This is a genomic window from Brevibacterium sp. MGP-B1 (assembly GCF_057766545.1).
Genome location: NZ_CM173407.1, coordinates 3,356,674 through 3,381,015 on the forward strand (window position 1 = coordinate 3,356,674; position 24,342 = coordinate 3,381,015).

The following is a 24,342-nucleotide window of genomic DNA, read 5'->3' on the forward strand; positions in this document are numbered from 1 at the left end:
ATGACCCGGCCCGGGGCACGCCGTTCAGTCGACGAAGATCGCCGAGGCGGGGCTGCTGATCCGTTCGACGATTCCCAGTCCGTCGTCGACGTAGGCGGCGCGTTCGTCGCCGGGGACCATCGCCCCACCGGTGAGCCACACCAGGTGGACGCCGGTCGGGGACCGAGCCGCCGCCCCGCCCATCCGCCACGGAATGGTGAGCCCGGCGGTCGCCGAGGGTTCGACATCGATGCCTTCGGTCTCATGGAGCACCCCGACGCCTGCCCGGATGACTTCGTCGGGGACCGTGGCGAAGCCGGAGATGAGCGGCCCGATCGTCGGTCCGATGAAGCGTGACGGGCGGGCGACCGCGAGTCCGTCGGCGGCGGTGGCTCCGGACAGTCCGATGTCCTGGACGGAGATTCCGCTGTGCCGGCCGGTGCGCACGCCGAGGAACATCGCCGGTGCCTGGCTCGGTTCGACGAAGACGCAGCGCACCGCAGTGCCGAAGACCCGTTTGAGCCCGAAGGTCACTCCCCCGGGGCCGCCTCCGATTCCGCACGGCAGGTAGACGGTGAGCGGATTCCGCTCGTCGATGCTCACACCGGCGGCCGCGAACTGGCGCCCCAGTCGCAGGGCAGCCACCGAATATCCGGCGAAGAGGCTCTTCGAGTCCTCGTCGTCGACGAAGTGCGTGTTCTCGGCGGCCAGCGCCGAGGCCCGGCCGGCCTCGACGGCTTCGACGAAGTCGCCGGTGTGTTCGATGACGTCGACACCGTGGTCGCGCAGCATCGACTTCTTCCATCCCCGGGCATCGGCGGACATGTGCACCGAGGCGGCGAAGCCGAGGCGAGCGCTCAGAATCCCGATCGACAGCCCGAGGTTGCCCGTCGAGCCGACGACGATGCGGTGGTTCGCGGCGATCTCACGAAACTCACGAGTCGAATAGGTGGTGGGATCAAGAGCGTCGAGTCCGTGGTCGGCGGCGACCGCCTCGGCGAATTCGAGCACCTCGTGGAAGCCGCCGCGGGCCTTGATCGACCCGCTCACCGGCAGGGAGTCATCGCGTTTGAGCCACAGCCGTCCGCCCAGCTCGGATCCGAACAGACCGTCGAGGCGGTGCTGCGCCGCAGGCGCCGGAACCAGCGCCGATTCGATCAGTCCGCCGCTGACGTCAGGGAACGCCGATGCGAGCTCGGCTGGAACGGTCGCCGTCTCCGGGAAGGTCTCGGCGAACCAGGGGGCGAAGCGGTCGAACCGGGCCGCCGCGGAATCCATCACGTCGCCGAGGTCGGGCAGGGCCGCCTCGGTGACGGTGGAGCGGAGCCACGTGGTCGGGGCACCCGATGCCAGGGATCGGATGATCTCGTCGGTGCTGAGTTCGTCAGGCAGGTCGGTCATGCACCGATCGTAGCCCGGCGGGGTGCGGGCCTCAGCTCTTGACGATCTTCTTCGCGGATTCGAGGACGTCGGCGAGTTCGTTCAGCCATTTCGCGTAGCCGTCATAGGTGTAGGCGCGTTTGTCGTCCCAGGTGCCGATCTGGTCCTCCTTGACTGCGGGCAGGCTCTTGTACACCGGGTTGTCCTCGTAGTCGGTCGAGGCGTCGTGGACGAGGACGACGTCGGCCGGGTAGTCCGACATCTTCTCCCAGGAGACTTCTGCCCAACTGCTCTCTCCTGTGGCGTCGGGGCCGACGAGGGTGAGCCCGTCCTCGTTGAGCATCTCGGCGATGCCCAAGGAGTTCGAGGTGTAGTTGATCTCTCCGGTGAAGTTCGCCAGCAGCACTGTCAGCTGGTCCTGCTTCTTCGCCACGCTGCGGATGCGTGCCCGAGCGTCGCCGAAGGCCTTCCGCTTGTCCGCGATGGCGCCGGTGTCTGTGTCCTTGCCCAGCGCCTCGGCGATGGCCGCATACTGAGCGAACATCGCGTCGGGGCCCTGCCCGCCGAGTTTGACCGGGACGAACGGCACGAGCTCGCTGACCTGGCCTTTCACCTTCTCGTCCCACCAAGTCCACCCGTCGCCGGCCTCATTGCCGTAGGCGACGAGGATGTCCGGCTCGGCGACCGCGAGGGCCTCGATATCGAGTTCCATATCGGTGCCGACGACCTCGACTCCTTCCGAGTCGAAGGACTTGCCCGGGGACTCGTTCTGTCCGAACCCGAAGACCGCGACCGGCGTGATTCCGTACTGCGCGAGACCGGCTGCCGAATAGAAGTCCGCGGCGATGCGCTTCGCCGGGCGGTTGAGTTTGATCGTCAGCCCGTCATAGCCTTCGGGCGAATACGTGAAGTTCGGGACGCTGCCCGCAGCGCCGGAAGCGCCGTCACCCGCATCGCCATCGGCTTCGCCGCGGCAGCCGACGAGGGCGAACGGGGCGAGAACGGACAGGGCAAGGAGCTGACGACGACGCATCGAGAGCCTTTCGGTGGGCGTCCCCGCAGGGACGGAACTGGTGCGCCTGTAGTGACGCCGGGACCACCGTAGCACTATTTGGAAAGGCTAGCCTTACTAAATTAGAGTAGAGTAGCGTTGCGGATGTTGACATATCCACGACAGCTGCACACACGAACACAACGCGTCCCCGCGGGGACGCCCTCACGGCCACATGGTCCTGGGGATGCGAAGGAGAATCAGTGTCACGAGCCCCCATCGGTGCCTTCGAAGCAGAGGTCCTCGCCGTCGAAGACCTCAGCCCGTCCTTCCGTCGGGTGACTTTCGGGGGTGCGGGACTCGGGGAATTCGGCCCGAACACCCACCCTCGTGATCTACGGATCAAACTCGTCATCCCTCCTCAGCGTGCCGCCTCGCCGCAGTTCGATCTGCCGGCATTCCTCACCGAGCAGGAAGCCGCTGGAGTGTCCTGGTACCAGGCATGGCTGCAGGTCAGCCCCGAGGAGCGCGGCGCGATGCGCACCTACACCGTGCGCGAATGGGACGATGCCAAGCGCAGACTCGTCATCGACATGGTCCTCCACACCGATGAGCACGGCCACTCGGGCCCGGCGGCCGAGTGGGCCGAAGCCGCCGAGGTGGGCCACCGCCTCCATATCATCGGCCCCTCCCGTGCCTCGGAGACTCCGTGCGCCGGGATCGAGTTCGCCCCGGGAGATGCCCACCAGATCCTGCTCGCCGGCGACGAGACCGCTGTGCCCGCCATCGCCTCGATCCTCGATTCACTCAAGGACAGCCGGGCACAGGGCAAGGCCGTTCTCGAGGTCCCGAGCGCCGAGGACATCATCGACATCACCGCGCCCACCGGCTTCGAGATCGAATGGCTGCCGCGCGGGGAGGCCGATTTCGGTCAGCTGCTCGAACCTGCCGTCCGCGAGGCGGTGCGGTCGGAGACCCGGATCCCCGTCGGGGCCGGAGCGGCGGGGTCGGCCGGCGGGCCGGATGGTCAGGTCCGGGAACTCGACGATGTCAACATCGACGAAGAGATCCTCTGGGATGTTCCCGCGGCCCTCACCGAGGCGGCTCAGGGCAGTTCGAGTGCGACGGACAAGGACGACCGCCCCTTCTATGCGTGGATCGCCGGAGAGGCCGGACCGGTCAAGCGCCTGCGCCGCTACCTTGTGCAGGAAGTCGGGGTCGATCGCAAGCAGATCGCGTTCATGGGCTACTGGCGTCAGGGCAAGGCCGAGGGCTGAGCCCTCAGACCCAGCTCGACCGAGCCTGCCGACTCAGCTCGACCGAGCCTTCAGACTCTGCCTGACTGAGCTCTCAGACCTTGCTGGGCTGAGCCGGCGACCGTCGCAGAGCTCCGATGATCTGCGGCCCGATCGCGGCAGCCGCCCCGGCCAGGCAGAGCACGCCGCCCACTGCGGCCAACGGAGGCGGGACCTCTCCGAGAACGACCCAGGCCATCACGACGACAATGGCAGGGACGAGGAGACTCGAAGAGCTGAGCAGACCTGCCGGCAGAGATTTCAGCGCAAATCCCCACAGGTTGAAGGCGATGGCGGTCGGTACGACCCCCAGGTAGATGATCTGCAGCGTCATCTCGATGGGCGCCGTGGCCACCTCGCCGATGAGGCCGGGGGCGAAGATGAGACTGACGACTGCGCCGATGAGGATTCCCACCCAGGTCACGGTCACCGAATCCTCTCCGGACAGGAAGTGCTTCTGCAGCAGCACGCAGGCGGCGTAGAGCACTGCGGCGACGAGGCTGAGGACGAGACCGCCGACGGTGAAGAAGCCAGTGAAGCTGGCGGCCGTGATCAACCCGATTCCGAGCAGAGAGACGATGATGCCGATGAGCAGGCGCTTCGGCAGCCCTTCTCCGAAGACGAGGCCGGCGAAGACGGCGATGATGAGCGGTGCGATATTGACGATCATCGAGGCAGTTCCGGCATCGATCGACCGTTCCGCGGCGTTGAGGACGACGACGTAGGCAGAGAACCAGGCGACTCCCCACAGGACGAGAATCAGCCAGACGACCTTGCCGGAGGGGAATCGGGGGCGGCGGAAGAGCATCCACGCGGAGAGCACCACAGCCGCGGACGCGCCGCGCAGCAGCGCCATCGGACCAGGTGAGAAGAACTCGCCGGCATCGCGGATGACGACGAATGATGACGCCCAGAACGTCATGGTGAGCAGGGCAGCGACCCAGGGCAGGACGCGGGGCGCTGTCATCTGGTGAGGATTCGAACTCGCGACTCGGGGACTGAGGGCTGATCTGTTCATAGGAACGATTATTCGTCGCATGATCGTGAAAGAAAAGCGCACACTATTGCACAACTGTCCGTGATGTGCGTACGGTTCGACTGTGTACAACGTTGCCCACCTGAAGTCGTTCAAATCGGTCGCACTCACCGGGTCCGTCCGGTCCGCCGCACAGCATCTCAGTCTTTCTCCGTCTGCGGTCAGCCATCACCTCAAAATTCTCGAACAGGAGACCGGTCTGACTCTGTTTCAGCGACAGGGACGCGGCCTGTGCCTGACCGACACCGGTTCGGCGATCATGTCCGACGTCGACTCAGTGCTCGAGAGCTCGGGGCGATTGGGCCAGCGCATCTCGGACCTGCATGAGAATCGGATCGGACGCCTGTCGATCGGGTACTTCGGCACGGCCGGCACCCAGTGGATGCCCGAACTCGTGTCCTACCTCGAGAACCGCCATCCCGATGTCGCCGTACAGCTCAACCTGGCAGAGGGCCCCTGGAACGAATTCCACTCCGATGTCCAGGTCGTGATCGCAGATTCCGAGGATCCCGTGTTCCCATCGCAGGTGGAGAGCCACTTCCTCACCGAGGATCCGTATGTGGTCGCAGTGCCCGACGATCGCCCCCTGGCCTCGCGTCCGGAGGTCAGCCTCGACGAGCTGGAGATTCATCCTTGGATCGACAACGACACCGGAGACGGTCCGTGTCGGACGATCCTCTTCGACGCCTGCGCACGTGCAGGGGTGGCGGTGCACTTCAAGCACGAGGCTCACAGCTTCGCCACGGCCCTGCACATGGTCAGTCGGGGTTTGGGTCTGACGATCCTCCCGCGGCTCGGTGTCGAACCCCTGCCTCCCGGGGTGGCCATCATCCGTCTGGCGGCGCCCGAACCGATCCGCTTCATCCACGCGATCAGCGATCCGGGCCACCCGCAGCAGGAACTCATCGAGGATGCGGTCACAGCCCTGCGCGAGCTCGCCACCGGCTGACAATGGGAAGACCGCCGGCCTCCTGCTTCGGGGGCGCGCCGCCACGGAGCATGCGTGCAATGCCGACGGCCCGACTGCGCTCAGATCTCGGCGAGCATCTTGCCCGGGTTGAGGATGCCCAGCGGGTCGAGCGCGTTCTTCACGGCCAGCTGGATCCGTCGTGATCCTTCGTCGAGTTCTTTCGGCAGCCAAGCGCGCTTGAGGAACCCGACCCCGTGTTCGCCGGTGATCGTTCCGCCGAGTTCGAGGCCGACGCGCATGATCTCAGCGAACACCCCTTCGGCCTTCGCCGTCTCGGCCGCATCGCCGGAGTCGAAGAACACCGATGGGTGCATATTTCCGTCGCCCGCGTGCGCGACGAGGGCGATCTCGAGTCCGGATGATGACCGCAGCTCGGCCAGACGGTCACAGAACTCGGGCACGGCGGTGCGCGGCAGGCATACATCGTCGAGCAGCTGACCGCCGCCGTGTGCGTTGGCGAATTTCTCGTAGGCCGGCTGGATCATCCGCCGTGCGGTGATGAGAGCCGCGGAATCGCTCGGGTCGTCGGAGTACGCGACGTCGAGGGCACCGCAGCGCTGGGCCACCTCGGTGAAGGCAGACATCGCGGCCTCCGCATCGGTCGGGTTGTCGTCGACCTGCATGATGAGCATCGACCCGGCATCGCCGTCGAGGCCGAAGTCGCCGTAGTCGTTGAGCATGCGCAGGCTGGCCCCGTCGAGGAATTCGAACAGGCTCGGCACTCCGCCGCCGGCCATGAAGTCGGCGACGGTCTGCAGTCCGCTGCGCTCATCCGGGAAGGTCGCGATCGCGGTGAACGGCTCGGGCAGGGCGGGCACGAGGCGCAGCGTCGCTTCGACGACGATGCCCAGGGTGCCTTCGGAGCCGATGAAGAGATGGCGCATATCGAGTCCGGCCACGCCCTTGGCCGTCTGCGGGCCGAGCGTGGTGATGGTCCCGTCGGCGAGTACGACTTTGAGTGAGCGCACGTAGTCCCTGGTCACACCGTATTTCACGCAGCAGAGTCCGCCGGCATTCGTTGCGATGTTCCCACCGATCGATGACAGTGCCACCGATCCGGGATCCGGCGGGTAGGACAGTCCGAACGGGGCGAGGTGGTCCTTGAGGTCCTGGTTGATGATGCCAGGTTGGACGGTGACGAGACGTTCGGCCTCGTTGACGGCCACGACGTCCTTCATCTTCGACACGTTGAGCAGGATCGCTCCCGGTGAGGCGTTCGCGCCTCCCGAGATCCCGGACCTCGCCCCCTGCGGGACGACCGGCACCCGATGTGCGCTGGCGAAGGCCATGACCTCTTGGACGTCTTCCGCCGAGGCGGCCCTGACCAGGGCGATCGCCCCCTCGCACGGGCAGAACAGGGCCTCATCGCTCGAGTGGGCGTCGATGACATCCGGGTCAGTCGTCAGCGCACCCGGACTCAGTTTCGCTGTGAGGTCGTCGAGCGCCACCGGGTCGAGGGCGGGGAAGTCGGGTGCGGTGGACGTCGGGATCGTCAATTCTGCTCCTCGGATCGGTCGGTCGAAGGCGGACGGCGGGCCGTTACTTCATCACGTCCAGGTTATCGGGGGCGGGTGCGGCCCGGAGGATGAGGGTGACGATGCCGGCGGCGACCATGGCCGCGCCGACGACCCACATGCCGGCATTCTGGGTGCCGGTGAGATCGGCCAGCCAACCGGTGATGTAGGGGGCGAAGAAGCCCGCGGAGTTGCCGAGCGAATTGATGAGCGCGAGTCCCGCGGCGGCACCGGCACCGGCGAGGAAGGTCTGCGGCAGCGGCCAGAAGGTCGGCAGGGCGGCGCAGATCGCCATGCAGGTGATCGTCACGGCGATCATCGTGGTGAACGGCGAGGACAGGTAGAGGGCGATGGGGATCGCCACACCGCCGACGAACAGCGGGATGGCCACGTGCCACACACGCTCACTCGTGCGATCGCCGTGCCGGGACCAGAAGTACATGGCCAGGGCACCGAAGACATAGGGGATGGCCGTGATGAGGCCGATCTCGACGATCGAGTACTCGACGCCGAAGGACTCCTGGAAGCCGGCGATGATCGTCGGGAGGAAGAAGCTCATGGCGTAGAGGCCGTAGACCATGCCGAAATAGACGAAGGACAGGGCCCAGACGCGGGGCTGGAGCAGCGACCGGCGGACCGGGTAGTGGAAGGTCTCTTCCTTGCTCTTCTCCTCGGCGTCCATCGTCGACTGCAGCCAGTTGCGCTCTTCGGCGCTCAGCCACTTCGCGTCCCGCGGGCGGTCAGTGAGGTAGAAGATGCACATGATGCCCAGGAGAACGGCGGGCACGCCTTCGATGATGAACATGAAGCGCCAGCCGGCGAAGCTCTCGAAGATCGAGTTGCCGCTGGAGATCAGCCACGACGACAGGGGCGAACCCACGACGCTGGAGAGCGGGATGGCGAGCATGAACAGGGCCGTGGCCCGCGCGCGCATCGAGGTCGGGAACCAGTACGTGAGGTAGAGGATGATGCCGGGGAAGAATCCCGCCTCGGCGACGCCGAGAAGGAACCGCAGCACGTAGAGCCAGCCGTGGTTGGGCACGAATGCCATGGCCGCGGCGACGATGCCCCAGCTGATGAGGATGCGGGCGAGCCAGATGCGGGCGCCGAACTTGTGCAGAGCGAGGTTCGAGGGCACTTCGAGGATGAGGTAGCCGAAGAAGAAGATGCCTGCGGCGAACCCGAACTGGGTCGCGTTCATCGCGAGGTCTTCGTTCATTCCGCCCGGTCCGGCGATGCCGATGTTCGTCCGATCGAGGTAGTTGATGAAGTACATCGCGATGACGAACGGGATGAGACGGATGAGGACCTTGCGCAGGGTCCTCTTCTCCAGTACCGAATCGGCGGGGGTCTGTCCGCTCACAGGCGGGCTCACCTCGGATGACATGCGATCTCCTTCGATCAGGTCGGGCCACGGTGGTGGCGCTGGGATGCGCCGCGAACATGGTCGTTGGCGCATGATGGCAACACATTACGACAGCGCGGGCGGCTGACCTAGCGTTCGCTGCAAAAGTACCGAATACCGGGACGGGGACTTCAATCGGCTCGTTCAAGCCGTAGCGCGGATGTCGAACCGTGCTCGACTCGACATCCGCGTTCCGCCTTGAACGACGTTTCGGTTGCCCGCTCGCCGTCGGGCAACTGGTCGGTACGATGAAGTCACTGAGGCGCGGATACCACTGCGAGGGGGCGACATGCAGCCGATGACGGAACTCGAAGCCGAAACCCTGCGCGACTACTACGGCAAGTTCGCCCGACTCGAAGCGGCCGAGACCTCCCCGATCTACGCCTCGTGGGCTGAGGGCGTGGCCGCGGACGATGAGGTCATCGCCCTCCTCCTCGAGCTTCCCCGACCGAAGCGCCAAGCTAACCTTCTCTTCGCCGCGGCCCGCCACCTCGGCGCCGGTGCAGGGTCCTACGCTGACCTACGCACGTGGCTGCTCGAGCATTGGGCGAAGGTGCGCGAGCTCATGCTCGCCCGGTCGACGCAGACGAATGAGGCGGGTCGCTGCGCGACGCTTCTGCCCGTGCTCGCACAGATCCCCGGACCGCTTGCGCTCATCGAGGTCGGCGCCTCGGCCGGGCTCTGCCTATATCCCGACCGATACAGCTACAGGTTCACCGTCACCGAGGCGGCCGGATCGTCCGGTTCAGATTTCTCGAAGTCGACGACGCTCGATCCTGCGGATGGACCGAGCGCGGTCACACTCGAATGCGAACTGACGAACACCACGGCACCGGACCACCTTCCAGAGGTCGCGTGGCGCGCCGGAATCGATCTCAATCCTCTCGATATCACCGATGCTGACCAGAGGGAATGGCTGACATCACTGGTCTGGCCCGAGCATGAGTCGAGACGGGAGCGCCTCCTCGCCGCTGCCTCGGTCGCGGTCGCCGATCCCCCGCACCTCGTCCGCGGAGACCTTCTCGACACTGTCGAGTCCCTCCTCGCCGAGGTGCCCGCCGGGACCCAGCCAGTCGTCTTCCACAGTGCGGTGCTCGCCTATGTCGACGCAGAGGCGCGTGCCCGCTTCGCCTCGCTCATGCAATCGCGCGACGACGTCGTGTGGATCAGCAATGAGGGAGCCGGAGTCCTACCCGACACTCGCGCGCAGCTCGAGACACTCGGGATCGAGCCCGATGGGCGATTCGTGCTCAGCGTCGACGGCCGAGCTCTCGCCCTGACTGGTCCTCACGGGCAGAGCTTCACCGGACTGCCGACGTCCTGAAGAGCAGTCATGTGGTCTCAATCAAGCGGAGTGCGCGACGCTCCAATGCGCTCATTCAAGCCGCAACGCGGATGTCGGACTGTGCAACTTTCGATAAGTGCGCGCCGCCTTGATCGACGCGAAGTTTCCGCGAAATCGGGGCCCGGCCTTGATCGACACCTCGTCGACGCGCTGCAGCCCGGCCGCCCCGACAGCTGAGGCCGCTCACGCCCAACCGACGACGAGGCGGGCCGCTTCGGCGGGGATCATCGGATCGACTCCGGTGAGTTCGGCGAAGCGGCGCAGACGATTCGCCACAGTATTGCGATGGCAGAACAGCTGCGCGGCAGACGCACCGATGCTCCCCGAGGCGAGGTAGACCTGCACCGCCTCGATGAGGCGCTCCCGCTCGACCGGACCACAGGCGGCCAGCGCGGACTCGACATCGGCGAGGATCGGATTGCCGGCGGCATTGAGCGACCGTGCGGCCAACCGCGCCCACCCACTGCGCCACGTCATCGCAGACGTCTCATCAGCGGCGATGACATCGGCGAGGTCACGCGCGGTCAGCGCCGAGCGCCGCAGGGTGCCGATCCCGTCCGCCCGGACATACCCCACCCTGGCCTCGGCGATCTTGCCGGCCAGCGCCCCCAACGAATGACCGGTTCCGCCCCCGATTGGAGTGGAAGCATGGCCCGCAGCTCCTGGAACCTGCGTGAACGCAATGAGCACCTCGCCGAGGTGGTGCGTGAACATGGTCCCGCCCGCGCGGACATGATCGGAGATGATCACCCGCAGCGTCCGGACATCGTCCCCGGTGGCAGCGATGACGAGTAGCGGAGAGTCGACATCGAGACCGAGCCCGGTCGCGATCCTCGAGAGGCGCTCCGCGGTGGGATCGGGGTCGTCGAAGAGGCTTGCGATGAGGCCCGCATGCACCGAGTCCTCTTCCGCGCGCATCCGCGTGCGCTCGGCGGTATAGGCCTGTTGGACCTGCGAGACGTATTCGTCGACGGTGGATAAGACGATGCCGGTGTGCCTGATGACGAGTTCGGCGTCCTCCTGGTTCGCCACCCGGGTGAGCACCTCCCAGAGCACATTGAAGTCGTGTCGGATCGCGGTCATCAGCGCCTCGAGCGGAATTCCTGCCCGCGCCCGGGAGACCCCGACTTCCGTCGACACCGCCACAGGGCCGTCGAATCCGCCGGCTCGCAGTCCCTCGATGAGGGTGGAGAAGGAGAGCCGACCGGTCCGCCGCAGCTCCGAGACCGGAATCGGTGCGGGATCGTAGCCGGAGACCGTGACGACGCGGGTCATGAACCGATCGGTCAGCTCGTCGAGGTCAAGAGCGTCGAGGAGCTCGAGCCACCGGCGTTCGTCTCCGGGCTCCGGACGGTCCCGAAGCTGTCGTGTGCCCGCAATTCCATCCTGTTCATCCATCACACATTCCAGAATATGTGCATCTGCACAAGCACTGCTCGCTTTTCGGCGACAAATGTGCCTGGATCTGGACATGTGGCACTCTGTAAGGTCGATACCTGCCGGTCGATCGCAACGATCGACCGCTGCACCACCCGCACCCGGACACGGCCGACCAGGCCCAGGTCCCCGGACTCGACGGAGAGAATCCATGAGCGAGCAGAACACCACGGCGTCCGCCGAGCTCAACGCCACGACGGAACTGAGCATCAAGGACGCGAACAAGGTCGCCGCCGGCGCCCTGATCGGCACCGCCCTCGAGTGGTACGACTTCTTCCTCTTCTCGGCAGCGGCCGCCCTGGTCTTCAACGTCCAGTACTTCACCAGCGAGAACGCCACGGCCGCCGCCATGGCCTCCTTCGCCACCTTCGGTGTCGGGCTGGCCGCTCGTCCCATCGGCGGTCTGATCTTCGGCCGCATGGGCGACAAGATCGGACGCCGCAAGGTCCTGCTCATCACGATCATCGGCATCGGCGTCGTCACCGGACTCATCGGCCTCCTGCCGACCTACGCCGCGATCGGCTTCGCCGCCCCCGCCCTGCTCGTGCTCCTGCGCATCCTCCAAGGTCTCTTCGTCGGCGGCGAATGGTCGGGCGCGATGACCCTCGTCGTCGAGAACGCCCCGCTCCACCTGCGTGCCCGTTATGCAGCGATCCCGCAGATCGGCTCCCCGATCGGCACGATCCTGTCCTCCGGCGGCTTCTTCATCATGACCCTGGTGTTCTCACAGGACAGCTTCGACTCGTTCGGCTGGAGGATCCCATTCCTCGTGGCCCTGCCGCTGCTCGTCGTCGCCGTCTACCTCCGCTCCCGCCTCGAGGAGTCCCCGGTCTTCCGTCAGCTCGAAGAGTCCGGCGAGGTCGAGAAGAGTCCCATCCGCACGACCTTCCGTGACTCGTGGAAGCAGATCATCATCGGCATGGCAGCCGCCCTGCTCGGTGTCGGCGGCTTCTACCTCGTCACCGCATTCTGCGTCTGGTACGGCGTCAACGTCCTCGGCTACGACGATTCGCTCCTCCTGCTCGGCAGCATGGTCGCCGCCGCCGTCGAGATCCTCGCCCTGATCTGGGGCGGTGCCCTGGGCACGAAGTTCGGAGCCTCGAAGGTCATCCTCTGGGGCGGTGTCGCCTCGGCGGTCGTCGCCGTTCCCGCGTTCTTCATGTTCGAGTCCGGCAATCCGGTCCTCGTCGTCATCGCCATGACCCTGGCCGTGTCCACTCTGTCCCTGCCCTACGCGGCATCGGGCACCGTGCTCACCGGACTGTTCCCCGCCACCACCCGCTACACGGGTGTGGGCATGGCGCAGAACGCCGCAGGCATGCTCTCCGGGTTCATCCCGCTGCTGGCAACGAGCTTCGTCGCCTCCGCCGGAGACCACTGGTGGCCGGCCGCCGCGATGCTCGTCTTCCTCTCCCTGTTCACGGCGTTCGCCGGCTACGTCGCTCCCCGCATGAGCGTCGACCTGCCCGGCTTCAAGCACTGAGACTCGCACAGCGCTGAGAACCCAGCGCAGCACCGGGCCGGGAGCCCCGGACCCTCACCGTTCGATCCTCGAAAGGACACCCCCACCATGTCGCGTTCCGCCGGCCACCTCATCGTCGACACCCTGGAGAAGGCGGGCATCGAACGTGTCTACGCGGTCCCCGGCGAGTCCTACCTCGACGTCCTCGACGGGCTGTACGACGCGAACATCGAGACCGTCGTGTGCCGGCAGGAGGGTGGTGCGGGGTTCATGGCGCTGGCCGAATCCCGGCTGACCGGCCGTCCCGGAATCGCCATGGTCACCCGCGGTCCGGGGGCGGCGAATGCGATGATCTCCGTCCACACCGCCTGGCAGGACGCGACCGCGCTCGTCCTGTTCGTCGGCCTCGTCCCGCTCAACGATCGCTCCCGCGAATCCTTCCAGGAGTTCAGCCTTCCCGAGTGGTTCTCCTCGACGGCGAAGCGCGTGCTCACCATCGATGATGAGGACCGTGCCGGTGAGATCACCGCCGATGCCCTGCGCATCGCCGCATCCGGTCGCCCCGGGCCCGTCGTCGTCGGCCTGCCCGAGGATGTCCTCGTCCGTCTCACCGAGGCCCCCACTCCGACCCTCCCCGAGGTGGCCCCACCGACCCCTGCCCCCGCCGTCATCGATGGGCTGGCTTCGCGGATCGCGGCCGCCGAGCGTCCCGCTTTCGTCCTCGGCGGGGACGGGTGGCACAACGGCTGCGGAGCCGAGCTGGCCGGTCTGGCCGCCTCGGCGGGGGTGCCGATCTTCTGCGATTGGCGCGCCTACGATGCGATTCCGCATTCCTCGCCGGCGTGGGCGGGTTGGCTCGGCTACGGTCGCGCCGATGCTGTGGCGGCCGGTTTCGCCGAGGCGGACCTCGTCGTCTTCATCGGCTGCACCCGCTCCGATGTCTTAAGCGACGGCTACACGATCGGCTTCGACGCCGAGACCGTTCTCGTCTCCCTCGATATGGAGGCCACCCAGCACGCAGGGCGCATCGATGAGCACATCATCGCCTCCCCGGACTCCTTCACTCGCGCCCTGACCAGGACCGATGCCGCTGATGCTCGGGATGCGAGCCAGCTGCTCGGTGACCGGACGGATGAGTGGATGCAGGGACGCGCGGACGCGCAGTCCCGGTTCGCCGCTCACCGCCCCGACGCCGAGGCGGCACCGGATAATCCGGGCCGTGCCGGGGTCGACCTCGGGGTGGCGTTCGGGATTCTCGATGACCGCCTCGGCGGGGATGCGATCCTCACCTACGGGGCGGGCAATGCGACGATCTGGGGGCACAGGTTCATCCGGCATGAGCGCCCGGCCAGCCTCGTCGGAGCCCGCAACGGGGCGATGGGTCTCGCCGTTCCCGCCGCGGTGGCGGCTTCTCTGGCGTACCCGGAGCGGCGTTCGGTCGCGGTCTGCGGCGATGGGGACTTCCTCATGAACGGCCAGGAGATCGCCACGGCCTTCGCCCACGGCGGATCACCGCTCATCATCGTCGTCGACAACGGCGTGTACGGCACAATCGTGTCTCACCAGGAGAATCACTATCCGGGACGGCCCTCGGGCACGCGCATGGTCAATCCGAACTTCGCGGCGTGGATGTCGGCATTCGATCTCAGCAGTTCCGGGGCCGCCTCGGCGAGCAAAGCGTCCATGAACGGCGACGGGGCCTCCGTAACCGGACCGACCGGGCACGGGGAGCGCGTCGAAACGACCGAGGAATTCGGGCCGGCGCTCGACAGAGCGCTTGCCCACGACGGGCCCGCCCTCATCCATGTGCTCATCGATCCGGCGACGATGCCGCCGGCCGCCGACGAAACCGCCTGATCCATCCTGGGCGCCCACCCGGCACCACCGACCTGACACCGGCACCGCCGGCGCCGCACCCCTCCCCCGCATAGTCGCAACCCACCCGTCCGCGACACCTCTCGAAAGGACCCGCTATGACCGTTTCACCCTCTCTGATCAGCGCCGATCGCGAAGCCGAGTTCCTCGCCGATTGGGCCGTGCATTCGCGTTTCGGTGCCGTCGAGGGCACGAACGGCGTCGACCGCCAGGCGGCGAGCGCCGCCGATGGTCAGCAGCGGAAATGGTTCGAAGAGCTGCTCACCAAGCACGGTTTCAGCGTGCACCGGGATCCGATCGGCAATCAGTTCGGGCTCCTCGAACTCGCGCCCGGGGCCCCATATGTGCTGACTGGTTCGCATATGGATTCGCAACCGACGGCCGGCCGTTTCGACGGTGCCTACGGGGTGATGGCTTCGGCGCATGCATGTTTCGCGATCGCCGATGAGATGCGGGCGGACCCGTCGAAGGCGACGTTCAACCTCGCCGTGGTCAACTGGTTCAACGAGGAGGGTTCCCGGTTCAAGCCCTCGATGATGGGATCGAATGTCTTCACCGGCAAGGCCGAGCTGGAAGCGGCCCTGACCACGCGTGATGCTGCTGGAGTCACCGTCGCCGAGGCGCTCGATGAGTTGGGAGAACGCGGAGACTTCACGGCCCCGGAGATCGCCTCCTATGCGGAGATCCACGTCCAGCAGGGCCGCAGCATGGAAGAGGACGGGGTGACGATCGGGCTCGTCAATGCCACGTGGGCGGCGCACAAGTACGAGTTCAAGGTCACCGGCGCACAGGCGCACAGCGGGTCGACGCTCATGGCCGATCGGCAGGATGCCCTGCTCGGTGCGGCACGTCTGGTCGTGGCCGCACGGGAGCTCGTCGACGGCTTCGAGCCCGGTGCCCTGCACACCGCGTGCGGTCAGCTCACCGTCTACCCGAATTCTCCGGTCGTCGTCGCCAGCGAAGTCAGCCTGCTGCTCGATCTGCGCTCTCCCAGCGCCGAGGTGATCGCCGCCGCCCATGAGAAGCTCATGGCTACGATCGCCCAGGTCAGCGCCGATGATCGTGTGGAGATCGAGATCGTCGCCGAGCACAGCTGGGATCAGAACCCGTACTCCGAGGACGGGGTCGAACTGGCCCGCACGGTCGCGGACGACTTGGGACTCACCTCGGCGAAGGTGATGACCGTGGCCGGGCACGATTCGACGAACATGAAGGACGAAGTGCCCACCGTCATGCTCTTCATTCCCAGCGTCGACGGGGTCTCGCACAGTCTGGCCGAGTTCACGAAGGACGAGGATCTCGTCTCAGGTCTCCATCACCTCACCGCGGTGGTTCGCCGGCTCGCCGCCGGCGCGCTGGCAGAGTGACCGCGAAGGAGGTCAGTCCTCCCAGGGATTGAGCAACCTGACTCCCGTATTCGCGAAGTCAGCGATGTTCCTCGTCACCAGAGTCAGCGAGAGCGCGAGTGCGGTCCCCGCGATCAGACTGTCCATGTCGGGCATCGGGTCAGGGACATGCAATTGCGACGCCTGCACAGCCACTTCTGCATCGACGGCAAGAATTCTTCTGGCGAAGACCTCAGAGACCTGCTCGTCGAGCCACTGTCGAAGGACGGATCCGGCGTGGGGGTCCCGTCGCTCTTTCCGTCGGACGCCGACGTCGAGTTCGAGGACCGTGATGGCGCTGATGGCCAGATCGTCGATCCTCTGGGCCGCGATCCAGGATCCGACGGGAGTCCGGTTGCCGCGGCGAGCTTCACTGACGATGTTGGTGTCGAGCAGATACCTCACAGTTCGGGCACCCGCAGCGATCGCTGAGAACGATGAGGCAGATCGAGGTCCGGATCATCGTCGTGGATGACGAGGGCATCTCCGACGAGGTCCGATCTGCCGCTGAGCTGATCGTACTCATCGGCAGTCAGCAGAACGTGCGCGCGACGACCATGTTCGGTGATGGTGACCGGTCCGTGCTTGGCCGCACGTTTGGCCGCTGAGACGTCCCGGTTGAATTCCCGACTCGACATCGTGGTCATCGCCCGCCTCCCGAAATGTCACTACTGTAGGTACATTCTATCTCGGGGTTGCGGACGAATCCATAGCCAGATGCCGAGTGGACAGGACTCTCGGACCCGCGGTCATCAGTCGATGGAGTCGACGTCCTGGTTCTCGTCGACGAGCTTCTCTGCCAGCGGTTCCCACTTGTCGTAGGCGTCGGGGTAGCCGGAGTGCTGCACTTCCTGTGCGGCGTCACCGGGTTCGATGCTCTCCCAGTTGTCGATCTGGGTCAGCCCCGGATTGTCGGTTCCGGAGTCGACGCCGTAGAAGGCTTTCGATGCGTACACGGTGTCGGTGACTTCGTCAGCTGATCCCCAGTTCATCGAGGGACGCTGCTGGAAGGCACCGGCGGAATCGCGGTCGCCTCCGTCGAGGTCGTTGAGGCTCGATTCCTGCAGCGCGGTCATCACGGCGATCGTCTGAGCCTCCTTCGACAGGTCCGCACCCTTGCCGACGCCGATGATGGTGCGCGCGTTGTCGATCTGCTCCTCGCTCAGCTCATCGGGGTCGTCGATCCCTCCGGTCGAGCCGGCGTCGGACTGGGCCGCTTCACCCTCCTGGCTGACGCCTCCGGAGATCGGGTCGGCCGAGGCCGAGGTCGCCGTTGCCAGGGAGACTCCCCCGGCGAGGACGGCTGCGGACAGTGCAGTCACCGCAAGTGTGCGCGCACGTTTCATCTGTTCTCACTTTCTCTTGATCGGGTGCTCGACCCGGTCGGCGACTCCTGGTGCGCGGCACACGTGGTGGGTTCTGCGGCATTTGATCTGTGGTCGGCACAGGAACACCAATGCAGAAGGTGCCGTGGAATCGCCCCACACAACACTGACGGACCGATGGGCCCTGTTCAATGCAGAGAGACTTCGAGATGACTTATTCTCGCCGCAACGAATCGTCACGGATCCGTGTGCATGCGATCAGAGTTCGCTGAACGCCGCGCGGTCACCAGCGGTGCTCCCACCCGCCCGTGACCGGGGTCTCGATCCGCTCGTCGGGCGGTTCGCATGCGCGAACCAGGGAAAATTCAGGCGCCGGCGGCGGTCGATGGGGGTCGATCCTCGGCGATCCTGCACTTCGAGGTCGGCCCTGTTCCCCGAGGCGGCCCTCCTCGTCACATGCATCGACGCCGCGTCCCATGGGAGGGGCGCGGCGACGATGTGCGCTCAGGTACGCAGAGCACGGCCAGCGGATCGGTGCCGCCGGATCGGCTTCGGATCAGTGCCGGATCACGGGCGGTTCAGATCACAGACCGTTCAGACGGTAGGGGACGAAGCTGTCGTCCTGGTCGTACGGGTAGGAGACTTCGTGGGCGACCGAGCCGAGCGTACCGTTCTCCTCGAGGGCGTGGTAGGCGGTCTTGTCGTCGTTGGCCCAACCGTTGAAGATCACGACGTGGCCGTTGGCGCCTTCGGTGCCGGGGCCGCCCTTCATCAGGACGTCGCCGGGCTTGAGTTCGTCCTTGTCGATCTTGTGGGAGACATCGGGCAGGGTCACGGTGTTGAGGCTGTCGTCGAGTCCCCAGGCCATCGAGACGAATCCCGAGCAGTCCATGCGATACTGCTTGCCCTGTGGATCCGGATGGGTGGTGTCCCAGTTGTAGGGCACTCCCTGGTCGACCCAGGTCTGAGCGCGGCTGATGATCTCATCGCGACGATCATCGGCCTGCGCCGAGGCGGTTCTGCCGGATTCTGCCTGTGCGGCAGAGGACTGCGCAGTGGGGGCCTGAGCGGCGGGTGTCTGGTCGGCCTGTGCCGGTGCGGTGGCCAACGTGGTGCCGCCGGCGAGGATTCCTGCGGCGAGGACGGCGGTCGTGAGTGTGCGCGAAGTTGTCATCTTCTCTCCTGATGCTTCTCGCGTGTGCACTTCTGGCTTCGGAATGAATGATGTCGGGTACATGCCAGAGACGGATCAGCTGATCGGGGCAACATCCTGATTGCCGTTGACGAGCTCGGTCGCCAAGGGATCCCACTTGTCGTACTCGGCGGGGAAGGCGGAGCCCTGCACTGCCTGAGCTGCGGCTCCCGGAACCATCGTCTCCCATCCTTCGATCTGGATGAGGCCGAGGTTCGAGCCTTCGGGGTTGACGCCATAGAACGACTTCGAGGCGTAGACCGGGTCGGTCACCTGGGCCAGAGTGCCCCAGCCCATGGACGGACGCTGCTGGAACAGTCCGGCGGAGTCGCGGTCTCCGCCGTCGAGGTTGTAGAGGCTCGACTCCTGCAGGGCAGTCATCACGGCGATCTTCTGTGCCTGCGTCGACAGGTCCGCGCCCTTGCCGACGGCGATGATCGTGCGCGCATTGTCGATCTGCTCCTGGGTGAGCTGAGTGGCGTCCTGAGCGCTCGGAACCTTGCCGCCGTCGAGTGCTTTGCTCGTGAACGGAACGGCCTCCTTTGAGACGGCAGCCGGCTCTGCGGACGCGGCGGTCGCCATGGAGACACCGCCGGCGATGACAGCCGCGGAAAGGGCTGTCACTGCGATTCTGCGTACGAGTTTCATCGGTTTCCTGTTCTCTTGAGGGGCAGTTGCCGTGAGCGAGAACTCGAGACCAGCTGAGTGGGGAAGCGATCGGAAACCAGCATCGATCACGCAAGCGATCCTGTCGTTTCGCTCACGTCCTCCAGACTGTCCGATCCGATGAGAGGCCTCAACAAACTCCGTTTCAACATCACGTCACAGGGTTCTCAACACGAGTTCAACACCACGTGAACCAGGTCACTCGGATCTGAACCCCTGCAGCGTCCGATCTCGCCCGACGACGAAGGAGGCACCCACTGCGATGACACTCGCTGCCGCAATCATGGCGCCGGTGCCGAGCAGTCCGACGATGAGACCGATGAGCGGATTGACGATGACCTGAGGGGCCTGCTGGACGACGATGAGCAGACTCTGAAATCTCGATACCTTGGACGCAGGTGCCAGCAGCACATAGACCGGGAAGACATGCGCAGTGAAGACCACGACCCCGGCCCCGACGAGGGCGGTCGCTGCGAGACCCACTCGCCAGTCGGCCGACACAGCCAGCACGATGAGCCCCAGTGCCACGACGCACGGACCGATGACCATCGGAGTCCACACCCGATTCGCAATGCCGCGCCATGCGAACACGGCGCTCGTCAGCAGGCCCCCGGCGATCCATCCGGATTCGATGAGCCCCGCCTCGGCGGCGGTCCAGCCGCGCTCGCGGGCGGCAGGGGGAATGCCGAGGAGTACCGACGGGATCACGGCTCCGGCCATGAGGGACACACCGGTCAGCAGCGCCGGCACTCCCGGCGTCGTCCGCGCCGCTCGCACCCCGTCGACGATTCCGCGCACGCTGACCGGGTCGGGCAGGTGATCCCCTCGCCGAGGCGGTCGGATCGCAAGCAGGGCGATGAGCATGATCAGGCATCCGAGCACATCGAGCAGTGCCACCCCGGACAGGCTGATGATCCCGATGAGGATTCCGCCCAGCGGCGGGGCGATGGTGCGTGCTAACTGTCCGGCCATGCCCGATCGGGCCATGGCTGTGCCCAATGATCTCTCGGGGACGAAGAGCCGTGGGAAGACTCCGACGGCGGGCCGATAGAACGCCGCCGCCGACCCGATGAGCACGGCGGCCGCCAGCAGCACCGGCGGAGCCGCCGACCAGACGGCAACGGCGAGTGCGATCCCCGAGCCGATGAGCACGAAGGCGAGTGTGCACGCGAGCATCACCCGACGCGGCCCGAATCTGTCGGCGACCGCGCCGCCGAGTAGCCCGAGCAGCACCGCAGGCAGGACGGTGAGCGTGAATACCCAGGCGGCGAGATGAGGGCCGTGGCCGGAGGCCACCCATGTCAGAGCGAATGCGAGGATCCCGGTGCCGAGTTCGGTGACAACCGAGGTGAGCACCCAGGCGTTGAATCCCTTCGGCAGCGGGACCCGGTCCCCGCCTGAGACTCCCATATCGACGGGGCTCAGGCTCTGCGGGGCATGAGGAGCGCCAGGAAGTCGGGTTGGCTGGGAGCACGCCAGATGAGGGGGTCGTCCTCGTTGCCCCAGTCGCAGATCAGTTCGTCGCCGATACCCGCGTCGACGATGGACTTCATGGAGCCGGCGGAGAGTTCGAATCTCGACGCGTCCCTCGACAGCCGCACTCCGGATTCAGGGGACCGGCCTGTGGCTTCGTCGACGAGCCGCAGGATCTCTTGGCGTGAGAACCGGCTTCTGCCTCTGCGGCGCGCGGCGGCCGCCTCCACGGTGCGACCGATGTCGGGGAACCGGCGGTCGGACTGCGACAGGATCGTCGACTCTCCCTCGGAGTGCTCGATCGACACGCGCACCTGTTCGGGGTGGTCGACGGATCCTCCGGTGACAGCGATCGTGAGGGTCACCTCGCAGCTCGTGGTCGGGAGCGACAGCAGCGCCGAGGCGGTGACGACCGTCGACGCACCCACCGACCCCGCCGCACCGTCCGCTGGCGACGGGTCATCGATCTCGGCGGGGATGTGCGTGCGCGCCATCAGCACATAGCCGTCGGTCACGGCCAAGGTGAGGGCCTCGGGTTTGATCTCCACACTCAGGTGGTCGAAGGGCGAATCGGCGGGGTCCGTCCCCTTCGGCTGCGCCAGCTGGCGCACCGCGGCGGCGAGCACGGCGGAGTCGACCCGAGCGCGGCTGAGCGTCGTCGTCTCGGTCCGGGATCGGAGCACCGATCTCAAGTCGTCGACCAGCGCCGCGGCGGACTCGGCTCGTCCGACGGCCTCGGCCAGCCAGTCGTCGAGGATGGCCTCGGCGATCGCCGGTTCGCTGTCGAGGATGGTCCCGATCGTGCTCAGCCGAAAACCCGCGTCACGCAGGCGTCGGATCCAGATCGCACGCTGCTGCTGGTCGAGCGCGTAGTACCGATAGCCGGTCCGGTCCTCGACATGTGCGGGCGACAGAAGACCGCTGCTGTCGTACCCGCGCAGGGCGCTGGCACTGAGCCCGACGGCACGAGCGAAGTCACCGATCGTCTGCAGCGACCGGCTCGTCGACTGCGGCACTCGTGCGGTGTCGGGTTCGCGGGTGGGATCCATGGACCCATCATCGACTTTCACCCTGACTGAAGGTCAAGAGTGCGGGAGAAAGTCGTTGCGCAGGCACGTCGGACCCACAGGACAGTTCCTCAGTCCAGGTCCCTGCCCCTGTGTACGCTGATCCCATGTCCGCGCCGCTGCCGCCAGATGCCGCAACCGCCATCAGGTCCTACCTGCGTGCCGCCGATCGGATCCTGCCCGGCGGCATCATCGCCTGCGCAGTCACCGGATCGATCGCCCTCGGCGCCTATCGTCCGGGCCGCAGCGACATCGACCTCGTCGCGGTCATCGCCGATGAGTGGCTGGACCGTCCGGATCTCATTCGGCGGCTGCGGCTGCTCCACCTCTCGCAGGTGCCCCGCCTGGTGGTAGGGGCGGCGCGCGGGCGAGGTGTGAGTGCGTGCTGCAATACCGTCTTCATCGCCGAATCCGAGGCCAGTCGCCCCGTCACCCAGATCAGTCCGATCGCCTCCCATACGGGTGAGATCTTCGATGCGCACGGGGCGTTCGACGTCAATCCGGTGATCTGGAAGGAGCTCGTCGACGGCGGCATCACGGTGCGGGGACGACCGATCGCTGCATGGGATCTCGATGCGCAGCCGGAGGCGCTTCGACCATGGGTCCGCACGAACTTGCGCGAGTACTGGACTCCGTTGGCCGCACAGCTGCGCGACCGACCGCGGAGAACTCCACGCACGCTGTTCCACCGTCTCCTCACGTCACCGCGGGGACTGAGCGCCGGCACGGTTGCGTGGTGCGTGCTCGGCCCCGCGCGCATGCATCGCACGCTCGCGACCGGTGAGATCATCGGCAAGGAGGCAGCGGGTCGCCACGGATTGGACGCATTCCCTCAGCATGCCCCCATCACCGAGGTGGCCCTGGCCACGGTGAGCGGCGCGCGGATCCCATCCGCACCGTCACGTGCACAGTGGCGGGCATTGACCGCCTCGGCGATGGAGGACATGATCACCGCATCACTCGGCTGATCGACGACCGTGGTGGGTTGAGCGGCCGCCGGGAACTCGACGACAGTTGCGGTGATCTTGGGGTCAGCCGAACTGCCCCTATTTCGCGATGAAGTGGAGGCGCTTATTCACGAACTCACCCATCCCGATCGGACCCATCTCACGACCGAAACCAGACCGCTTCACACCACCGAACGGCAACTCAGCCGCCTCAGCAGCAATCGTGTTCACATGCGTCATCCCCACCTCGAGACGAGCAGCCACACGATCAGCACGCGCCTCATCAGTCGAGAACACCGACCCACCCAAACCAAGGGCACAATCATTGGCCAACTCGAGAGCTTCCTCGTCGCTGGAGACCTTGAAGACAGTCGCCACCGGTCCGAAGAGCTCCTCACCATACGACTCGGAATCCCGGGGCACATCAACCAACACAGTCGGCGAATAGTACGCAGCCGGGCCCTCGCCCAGCTCACCACCGACGAGCACCCGAGCCCCCTCAGCAACGGCTTTCTTCACCTGCGCATCAACGGTCTCCGCGGCGGCACAACTCGACAACGGCACATACTCACCCTCACCCAGATTCAGCGGATCCCCCGGAGCGAGTCCGGTCCCCAACTTCACGAGTTCGGCAACGAAGTCGTCATAGATGTCGTCCATAACGATGAGGCGTTTGTTCGAGTTGCACACCTGTCCGGCGTTATACGTCCGAAACTCCCACGCCTCACGCGCCACCGCCGCCACATCGTCGGCGTCGAGAACAACCATCGGATCGATCCCGCCGAGTTCGAGCACGGCCTTCTTCAGGTTCTGACCGGCCTGGGCACCGATGATCGCGCCCGCCCGCTCCGACCCGGTCAGGGACACACCCTGAACCCGAGGGTCAGCGATGAGCGCAGCGATCTGATCATGAGTGGCAAACAGGTGGGAGTATCCGCCGGCGGGGACCCCGGCGGCGTGGAAGATCTCCTCGATCAACAGTGCCGACCGTCCACAGATGTCGGCATGTTTGAGCATGATCGTATTGCCCAGCACCAGATTCGGGGCAGCGAACCGGGCCACTTGGTAGTAGGGGAAGTTCCACGGCATCACGCCCAGCAGGGCACCGACCGGCAGGGATTCGATGCGTGCGGTACCGGGGATGGTCGACGGGATCTGATAATCCGTGACCAGACTGGGTCCGTGGACGCCGTAGTAGTCGATGATGTCGGCGGCGAACTCGACCTCGTCAACGGACTCGGCATACGACTTGCCCATCTCGACCGAGATCGTTCTGGCGAGTTCGTCCTTGCGTTCATGGAAGATCTCCGCCGCCCGACGCACAATCGACGCCCGCTCCTGAATGTCGGTGTCCTTCCACGTCAGGTACGTGGAGTGGGCGGCAGTCACGGTGGACTCGATCTCGGCATTCATTGCCTCGGGGAAGGTCTCGACGACCTCGCCCGTGGCGGGATTCTGAACACGATAGTTCGACATGGTTGCTCCTTCGCAGTCTCGGGTCGGAATCGCATCTGCGCGACCGGAGACGGTCAATGGTGTGGATTTCTGGTGGGCGGTCAGTGCTGCGACCAGGGCAGCGCGCCCGGATATGGGGATCA

21 protein-coding genes are annotated in these 24,342 nt (G+C 66.0%); 7 read left to right on the forward strand and 14 right to left on the reverse strand.

Translation table 11 applies throughout. The features are described 5' to 3' along the window. Positions 1–24 precede the first annotated feature (24 nt). Positions 25–1,380: a D-serine ammonia-lyase gene (dsdA, locus tag AC3CD9_RS15230; RefSeq protein WP_488364769.1), complete on the reverse strand. Its 1,356-nt coding sequence runs from the start codon at positions 1,378–1,380 to the stop codon at positions 25–27. Between the two features lie 31 nt (positions 1,381–1,411). Beyond that, positions 1,412–2,392: an ABC transporter substrate-binding protein gene (locus AC3CD9_RS15235; RefSeq protein ID WP_488364770.1), complete on the reverse strand. Its 981-nt coding sequence runs from the start codon at positions 2,390–2,392 to the stop codon at positions 1,412–1,414. Positions 2,393–2,613: 221 nt separating this feature from the next. Here AC3CD9_RS15235 and AC3CD9_RS15240 point away from each other — a divergent pair, with 221 nt between their 5' ends. Continuing rightward, positions 2,614–3,627 carry a siderophore-interacting protein gene (locus AC3CD9_RS15240; RefSeq protein ID WP_488364771.1) on the forward strand — a complete coding sequence of 338 codons (1,014 nt, stop codon included), beginning with the start codon at positions 2,614–2,616 and terminating at the stop codon, positions 3,625–3,627. A 73-nt stretch (positions 3,628–3,700) separates the two neighbouring features. On the opposite strand, the gene AC3CD9_RS15245 is transcribed toward AC3CD9_RS15240, so the two are convergent. Next, the gene (locus tag AC3CD9_RS15245) at positions 3,701–4,612 is read right to left on the reverse strand and encodes a DMT family transporter (RefSeq protein ID WP_488364773.1); all 912 of its coding nucleotides are present in this window, start codon (positions 4,610–4,612) and stop codon (positions 3,701–3,703) included. Positions 4,613–4,745: 133 nt separating this feature from the next. Between AC3CD9_RS15245 and AC3CD9_RS15250 the strand changes: the two genes are divergently transcribed. Next, positions 4,746–5,630, forward strand: a complete 885-nt coding sequence (locus tag AC3CD9_RS15250) for a LysR family transcriptional regulator (protein WP_488364774.1) — start codon at positions 4,746–4,748, stop codon at positions 5,628–5,630. An 80-nt stretch (positions 5,631–5,710) separates the two neighbouring features. On the opposite strand, the gene AC3CD9_RS15255 is transcribed toward AC3CD9_RS15250, so the two are convergent. Both AC3CD9_RS15255 and AC3CD9_RS15260 read right to left on the reverse strand, forming a co-directional pair. Continuing rightward, complete coding sequence (locus AC3CD9_RS15255; protein WP_488367563.1) at positions 5,711–7,141, reverse strand: FAD-binding oxidoreductase; 1,431 nt, start codon at positions 7,139–7,141, stop codon at positions 5,711–5,713. Between the two features lie 49 nt (positions 7,142–7,190). Continuing rightward, positions 7,191–8,552, reverse strand: coding sequence for an MFS transporter (locus AC3CD9_RS15260; RefSeq protein ID WP_488364776.1), 1,362 nt, complete (start codon positions 8,550–8,552; stop codon positions 7,191–7,193). Positions 8,553–8,859: 307 nt separating this feature from the next. Between AC3CD9_RS15260 and AC3CD9_RS15265 the strand changes: the two genes are divergently transcribed. Further along, on the forward strand, positions 8,860–9,894 hold the full coding sequence (locus tag AC3CD9_RS15265) for a DUF2332 domain-containing protein (RefSeq protein WP_488364778.1): 1,035 nt from the start codon (positions 8,860–8,862) through the stop codon (positions 9,892–9,894). Between the two features lie 204 nt (positions 9,895–10,098). Here AC3CD9_RS15265 and AC3CD9_RS15270 read toward each other — a convergent pair whose 3' ends face one another. Beyond that, a complete protein-coding gene (locus tag AC3CD9_RS15270) occupies positions 10,099–11,313 on the reverse strand; it encodes a PucR family transcriptional regulator (protein WP_488364779.1) in 1,215 nt (404 codons plus the stop codon). Positions 11,314–11,503: 190 nt separating this feature from the next. Here AC3CD9_RS15270 and AC3CD9_RS15275 point away from each other — a divergent pair, with 190 nt between their 5' ends. From AC3CD9_RS15275 to AC3CD9_RS15285, 3 genes are all read left to right on the forward strand, one after another. Continuing rightward, positions 11,504–12,835, forward strand: a complete 1,332-nt coding sequence (locus AC3CD9_RS15275; protein WP_488364780.1) for an MFS transporter — start codon at positions 11,504–11,506, stop codon at positions 12,833–12,835. 87 nt (positions 12,836–12,922) lie between these two features. Next, positions 12,923–14,671: a thiamine pyrophosphate-dependent enzyme gene (locus tag AC3CD9_RS15280; RefSeq protein ID WP_488364781.1), complete on the forward strand. Its 1,749-nt coding sequence runs from the start codon at positions 12,923–12,925 to the stop codon at positions 14,669–14,671. Between the two features lie 116 nt (positions 14,672–14,787). After that, entirely contained in the window at positions 14,788–16,056 is a 1,269-nt protein-coding gene (locus tag AC3CD9_RS15285) for a M20 family metallo-hydrolase (protein WP_488364783.1), read from the forward strand. Between the two features lie 12 nt (positions 16,057–16,068). Here AC3CD9_RS15285 and AC3CD9_RS15290 read toward each other — a convergent pair whose 3' ends face one another. The 7 genes from AC3CD9_RS15290 to AC3CD9_RS15320 form a co-directional block, all read right to left on the reverse strand. Continuing rightward, positions 16,069–16,479 (reverse strand): PIN domain-containing protein, encoded by a 411-nt coding sequence (locus AC3CD9_RS15290; protein WP_488364784.1) that lies wholly within the window; start codon positions 16,477–16,479, stop codon positions 16,069–16,071. After that, positions 16,476–16,721 (reverse strand): type II toxin-antitoxin system prevent-host-death family antitoxin, encoded by a 246-nt coding sequence (locus AC3CD9_RS15295; protein WP_265418636.1) that lies wholly within the window; start codon positions 16,719–16,721, stop codon positions 16,476–16,478. Before AC3CD9_RS15295 ends, AC3CD9_RS15290 begins: the two co-directional genes overlap by 4 nt. Before the next feature lie 105 nt (positions 16,722–16,826). Beyond that, positions 16,827–17,396, reverse strand: coding sequence for a hypothetical protein (locus AC3CD9_RS15300; protein ID WP_488364785.1), 570 nt, complete (start codon positions 17,394–17,396; stop codon positions 16,827–16,829). Between the two features lie 586 nt (positions 17,397–17,982). Continuing rightward, positions 17,983–18,573 carry an NlpC/P60 family protein gene (locus tag AC3CD9_RS15305; RefSeq protein WP_488364786.1) on the reverse strand — a complete coding sequence of 197 codons (591 nt, stop codon included), beginning with the start codon at positions 18,571–18,573 and terminating at the stop codon, positions 17,983–17,985. A gap of 75 nt (positions 18,574–18,648) precedes the next feature. Next, a complete protein-coding gene (locus tag AC3CD9_RS15310; RefSeq protein ID WP_488364788.1) occupies positions 18,649–19,239 on the reverse strand; it encodes a hypothetical protein in 591 nt (196 codons plus the stop codon). A gap of 216 nt (positions 19,240–19,455) precedes the next feature. Continuing rightward, positions 19,456–20,667 (reverse strand): MFS transporter, encoded by a 1,212-nt coding sequence (locus tag AC3CD9_RS15315; protein WP_488364789.1) that lies wholly within the window; start codon positions 20,665–20,667, stop codon positions 19,456–19,458. An 11-nt stretch (positions 20,668–20,678) separates the two neighbouring features. Beyond that, positions 20,679–21,779: a MerR family transcriptional regulator gene (locus AC3CD9_RS15320; protein WP_488364791.1), complete on the reverse strand. Its 1,101-nt coding sequence runs from the start codon at positions 21,777–21,779 to the stop codon at positions 20,679–20,681. A gap of 125 nt (positions 21,780–21,904) precedes the next feature. On the opposite strand from AC3CD9_RS15320, the gene AC3CD9_RS15325 reads away from it, so the two are divergent. Continuing rightward, positions 21,905–22,765: a nucleotidyltransferase domain-containing protein gene (locus tag AC3CD9_RS15325; protein WP_488364793.1), complete on the forward strand. Its 861-nt coding sequence runs from the start codon at positions 21,905–21,907 to the stop codon at positions 22,763–22,765. A gap of 78 nt (positions 22,766–22,843) precedes the next feature. On the opposite strand, the gene AC3CD9_RS15330 is transcribed toward AC3CD9_RS15325, so the two are convergent. Next, complete coding sequence (locus AC3CD9_RS15330) at positions 22,844–24,220, reverse strand: NAD-dependent succinate-semialdehyde dehydrogenase (RefSeq protein WP_488364794.1); 1,377 nt, start codon at positions 24,218–24,220, stop codon at positions 22,844–22,846. Positions 24,221–24,342 lie beyond the last annotated feature (122 nt).

Excerpts from the sequence above, each read along its gene's own strand:
- AC3CD9_RS15235 (WP_488364770.1), bottom strand. The coding sequence starts at position 2,392 with ATGCGTCGTCGTCAGCTCCTTGCCCTGTCCGTTCTCGCCCCGTTCGCC.
- AC3CD9_RS15245 (WP_488364773.1), bottom strand. The coding sequence starts at position 4,612 with ATGACAGCGCCCCGCGTCCTGCCCTGGGTCGCTGCCCTGCTCACCATG.
- AC3CD9_RS15275 (WP_488364780.1), top strand. The coding sequence starts at position 11,504 with ATGAGCGAGCAGAACACCACGGCGTCCGCCGAGCTCAACGCCACGACG.
- AC3CD9_RS15315 (WP_488364789.1), bottom strand. The coding sequence starts at position 20,667 with ATGGGAGTCTCAGGCGGGGACCGGGTCCCGCTGCCGAAGGGATTCAAC.
- AC3CD9_RS15310 (WP_488364788.1), bottom strand. The coding sequence starts at position 19,239 with ATGAAACTCGTACGCAGAATCGCAGTGACAGCCCTTTCCGCGGCTGTC.
- AC3CD9_RS15295 (WP_265418636.1), bottom strand. The coding sequence starts at position 16,721 with ATGACCACGATGTCGAGTCGGGAATTCAACCGGGACGTCTCAGCGGCC.
- AC3CD9_RS15305 (WP_488364786.1), bottom strand. The coding sequence starts at position 18,573 with ATGACAACTTCGCGCACACTCACGACCGCCGTCCTCGCCGCAGGAATC.
- AC3CD9_RS15320 (WP_488364791.1), bottom strand. The coding sequence starts at position 21,779 with ATGGATCCCACCCGCGAACCCGACACCGCACGAGTGCCGCAGTCGACG.
- AC3CD9_RS15280 (WP_488364781.1), top strand. The coding sequence starts at position 12,923 with ATGTCGCGTTCCGCCGGCCACCTCATCGTCGACACCCTGGAGAAGGCG.
- dsdA (WP_488364769.1), bottom strand. The coding sequence starts at position 1,380 with ATGACCGACCTGCCTGACGAACTCAGCACCGACGAGATCATCCGATCC.
- AC3CD9_RS15325 (WP_488364793.1), top strand. The coding sequence starts at position 21,905 with ATGTCCGCGCCGCTGCCGCCAGATGCCGCAACCGCCATCAGGTCCTAC.
- AC3CD9_RS15260 (WP_488364776.1), bottom strand. The coding sequence starts at position 8,552 with ATGTCATCCGAGGTGAGCCCGCCTGTGAGCGGACAGACCCCCGCCGAT.
- AC3CD9_RS15330 (WP_488364794.1), bottom strand. The coding sequence starts at position 24,220 with ATGTCGAACTATCGTGTTCAGAATCCCGCCACGGGCGAGGTCGTCGAG.
- AC3CD9_RS15270 (WP_488364779.1), bottom strand. The coding sequence starts at position 11,313 with ATGGATGAACAGGATGGAATTGCGGGCACACGACAGCTTCGGGACCGT.
- AC3CD9_RS15285 (WP_488364783.1), top strand. The coding sequence starts at position 14,788 with ATGACCGTTTCACCCTCTCTGATCAGCGCCGATCGCGAAGCCGAGTTC.
- AC3CD9_RS15265 (WP_488364778.1), top strand. The coding sequence starts at position 8,860 with ATGCAGCCGATGACGGAACTCGAAGCCGAAACCCTGCGCGACTACTAC.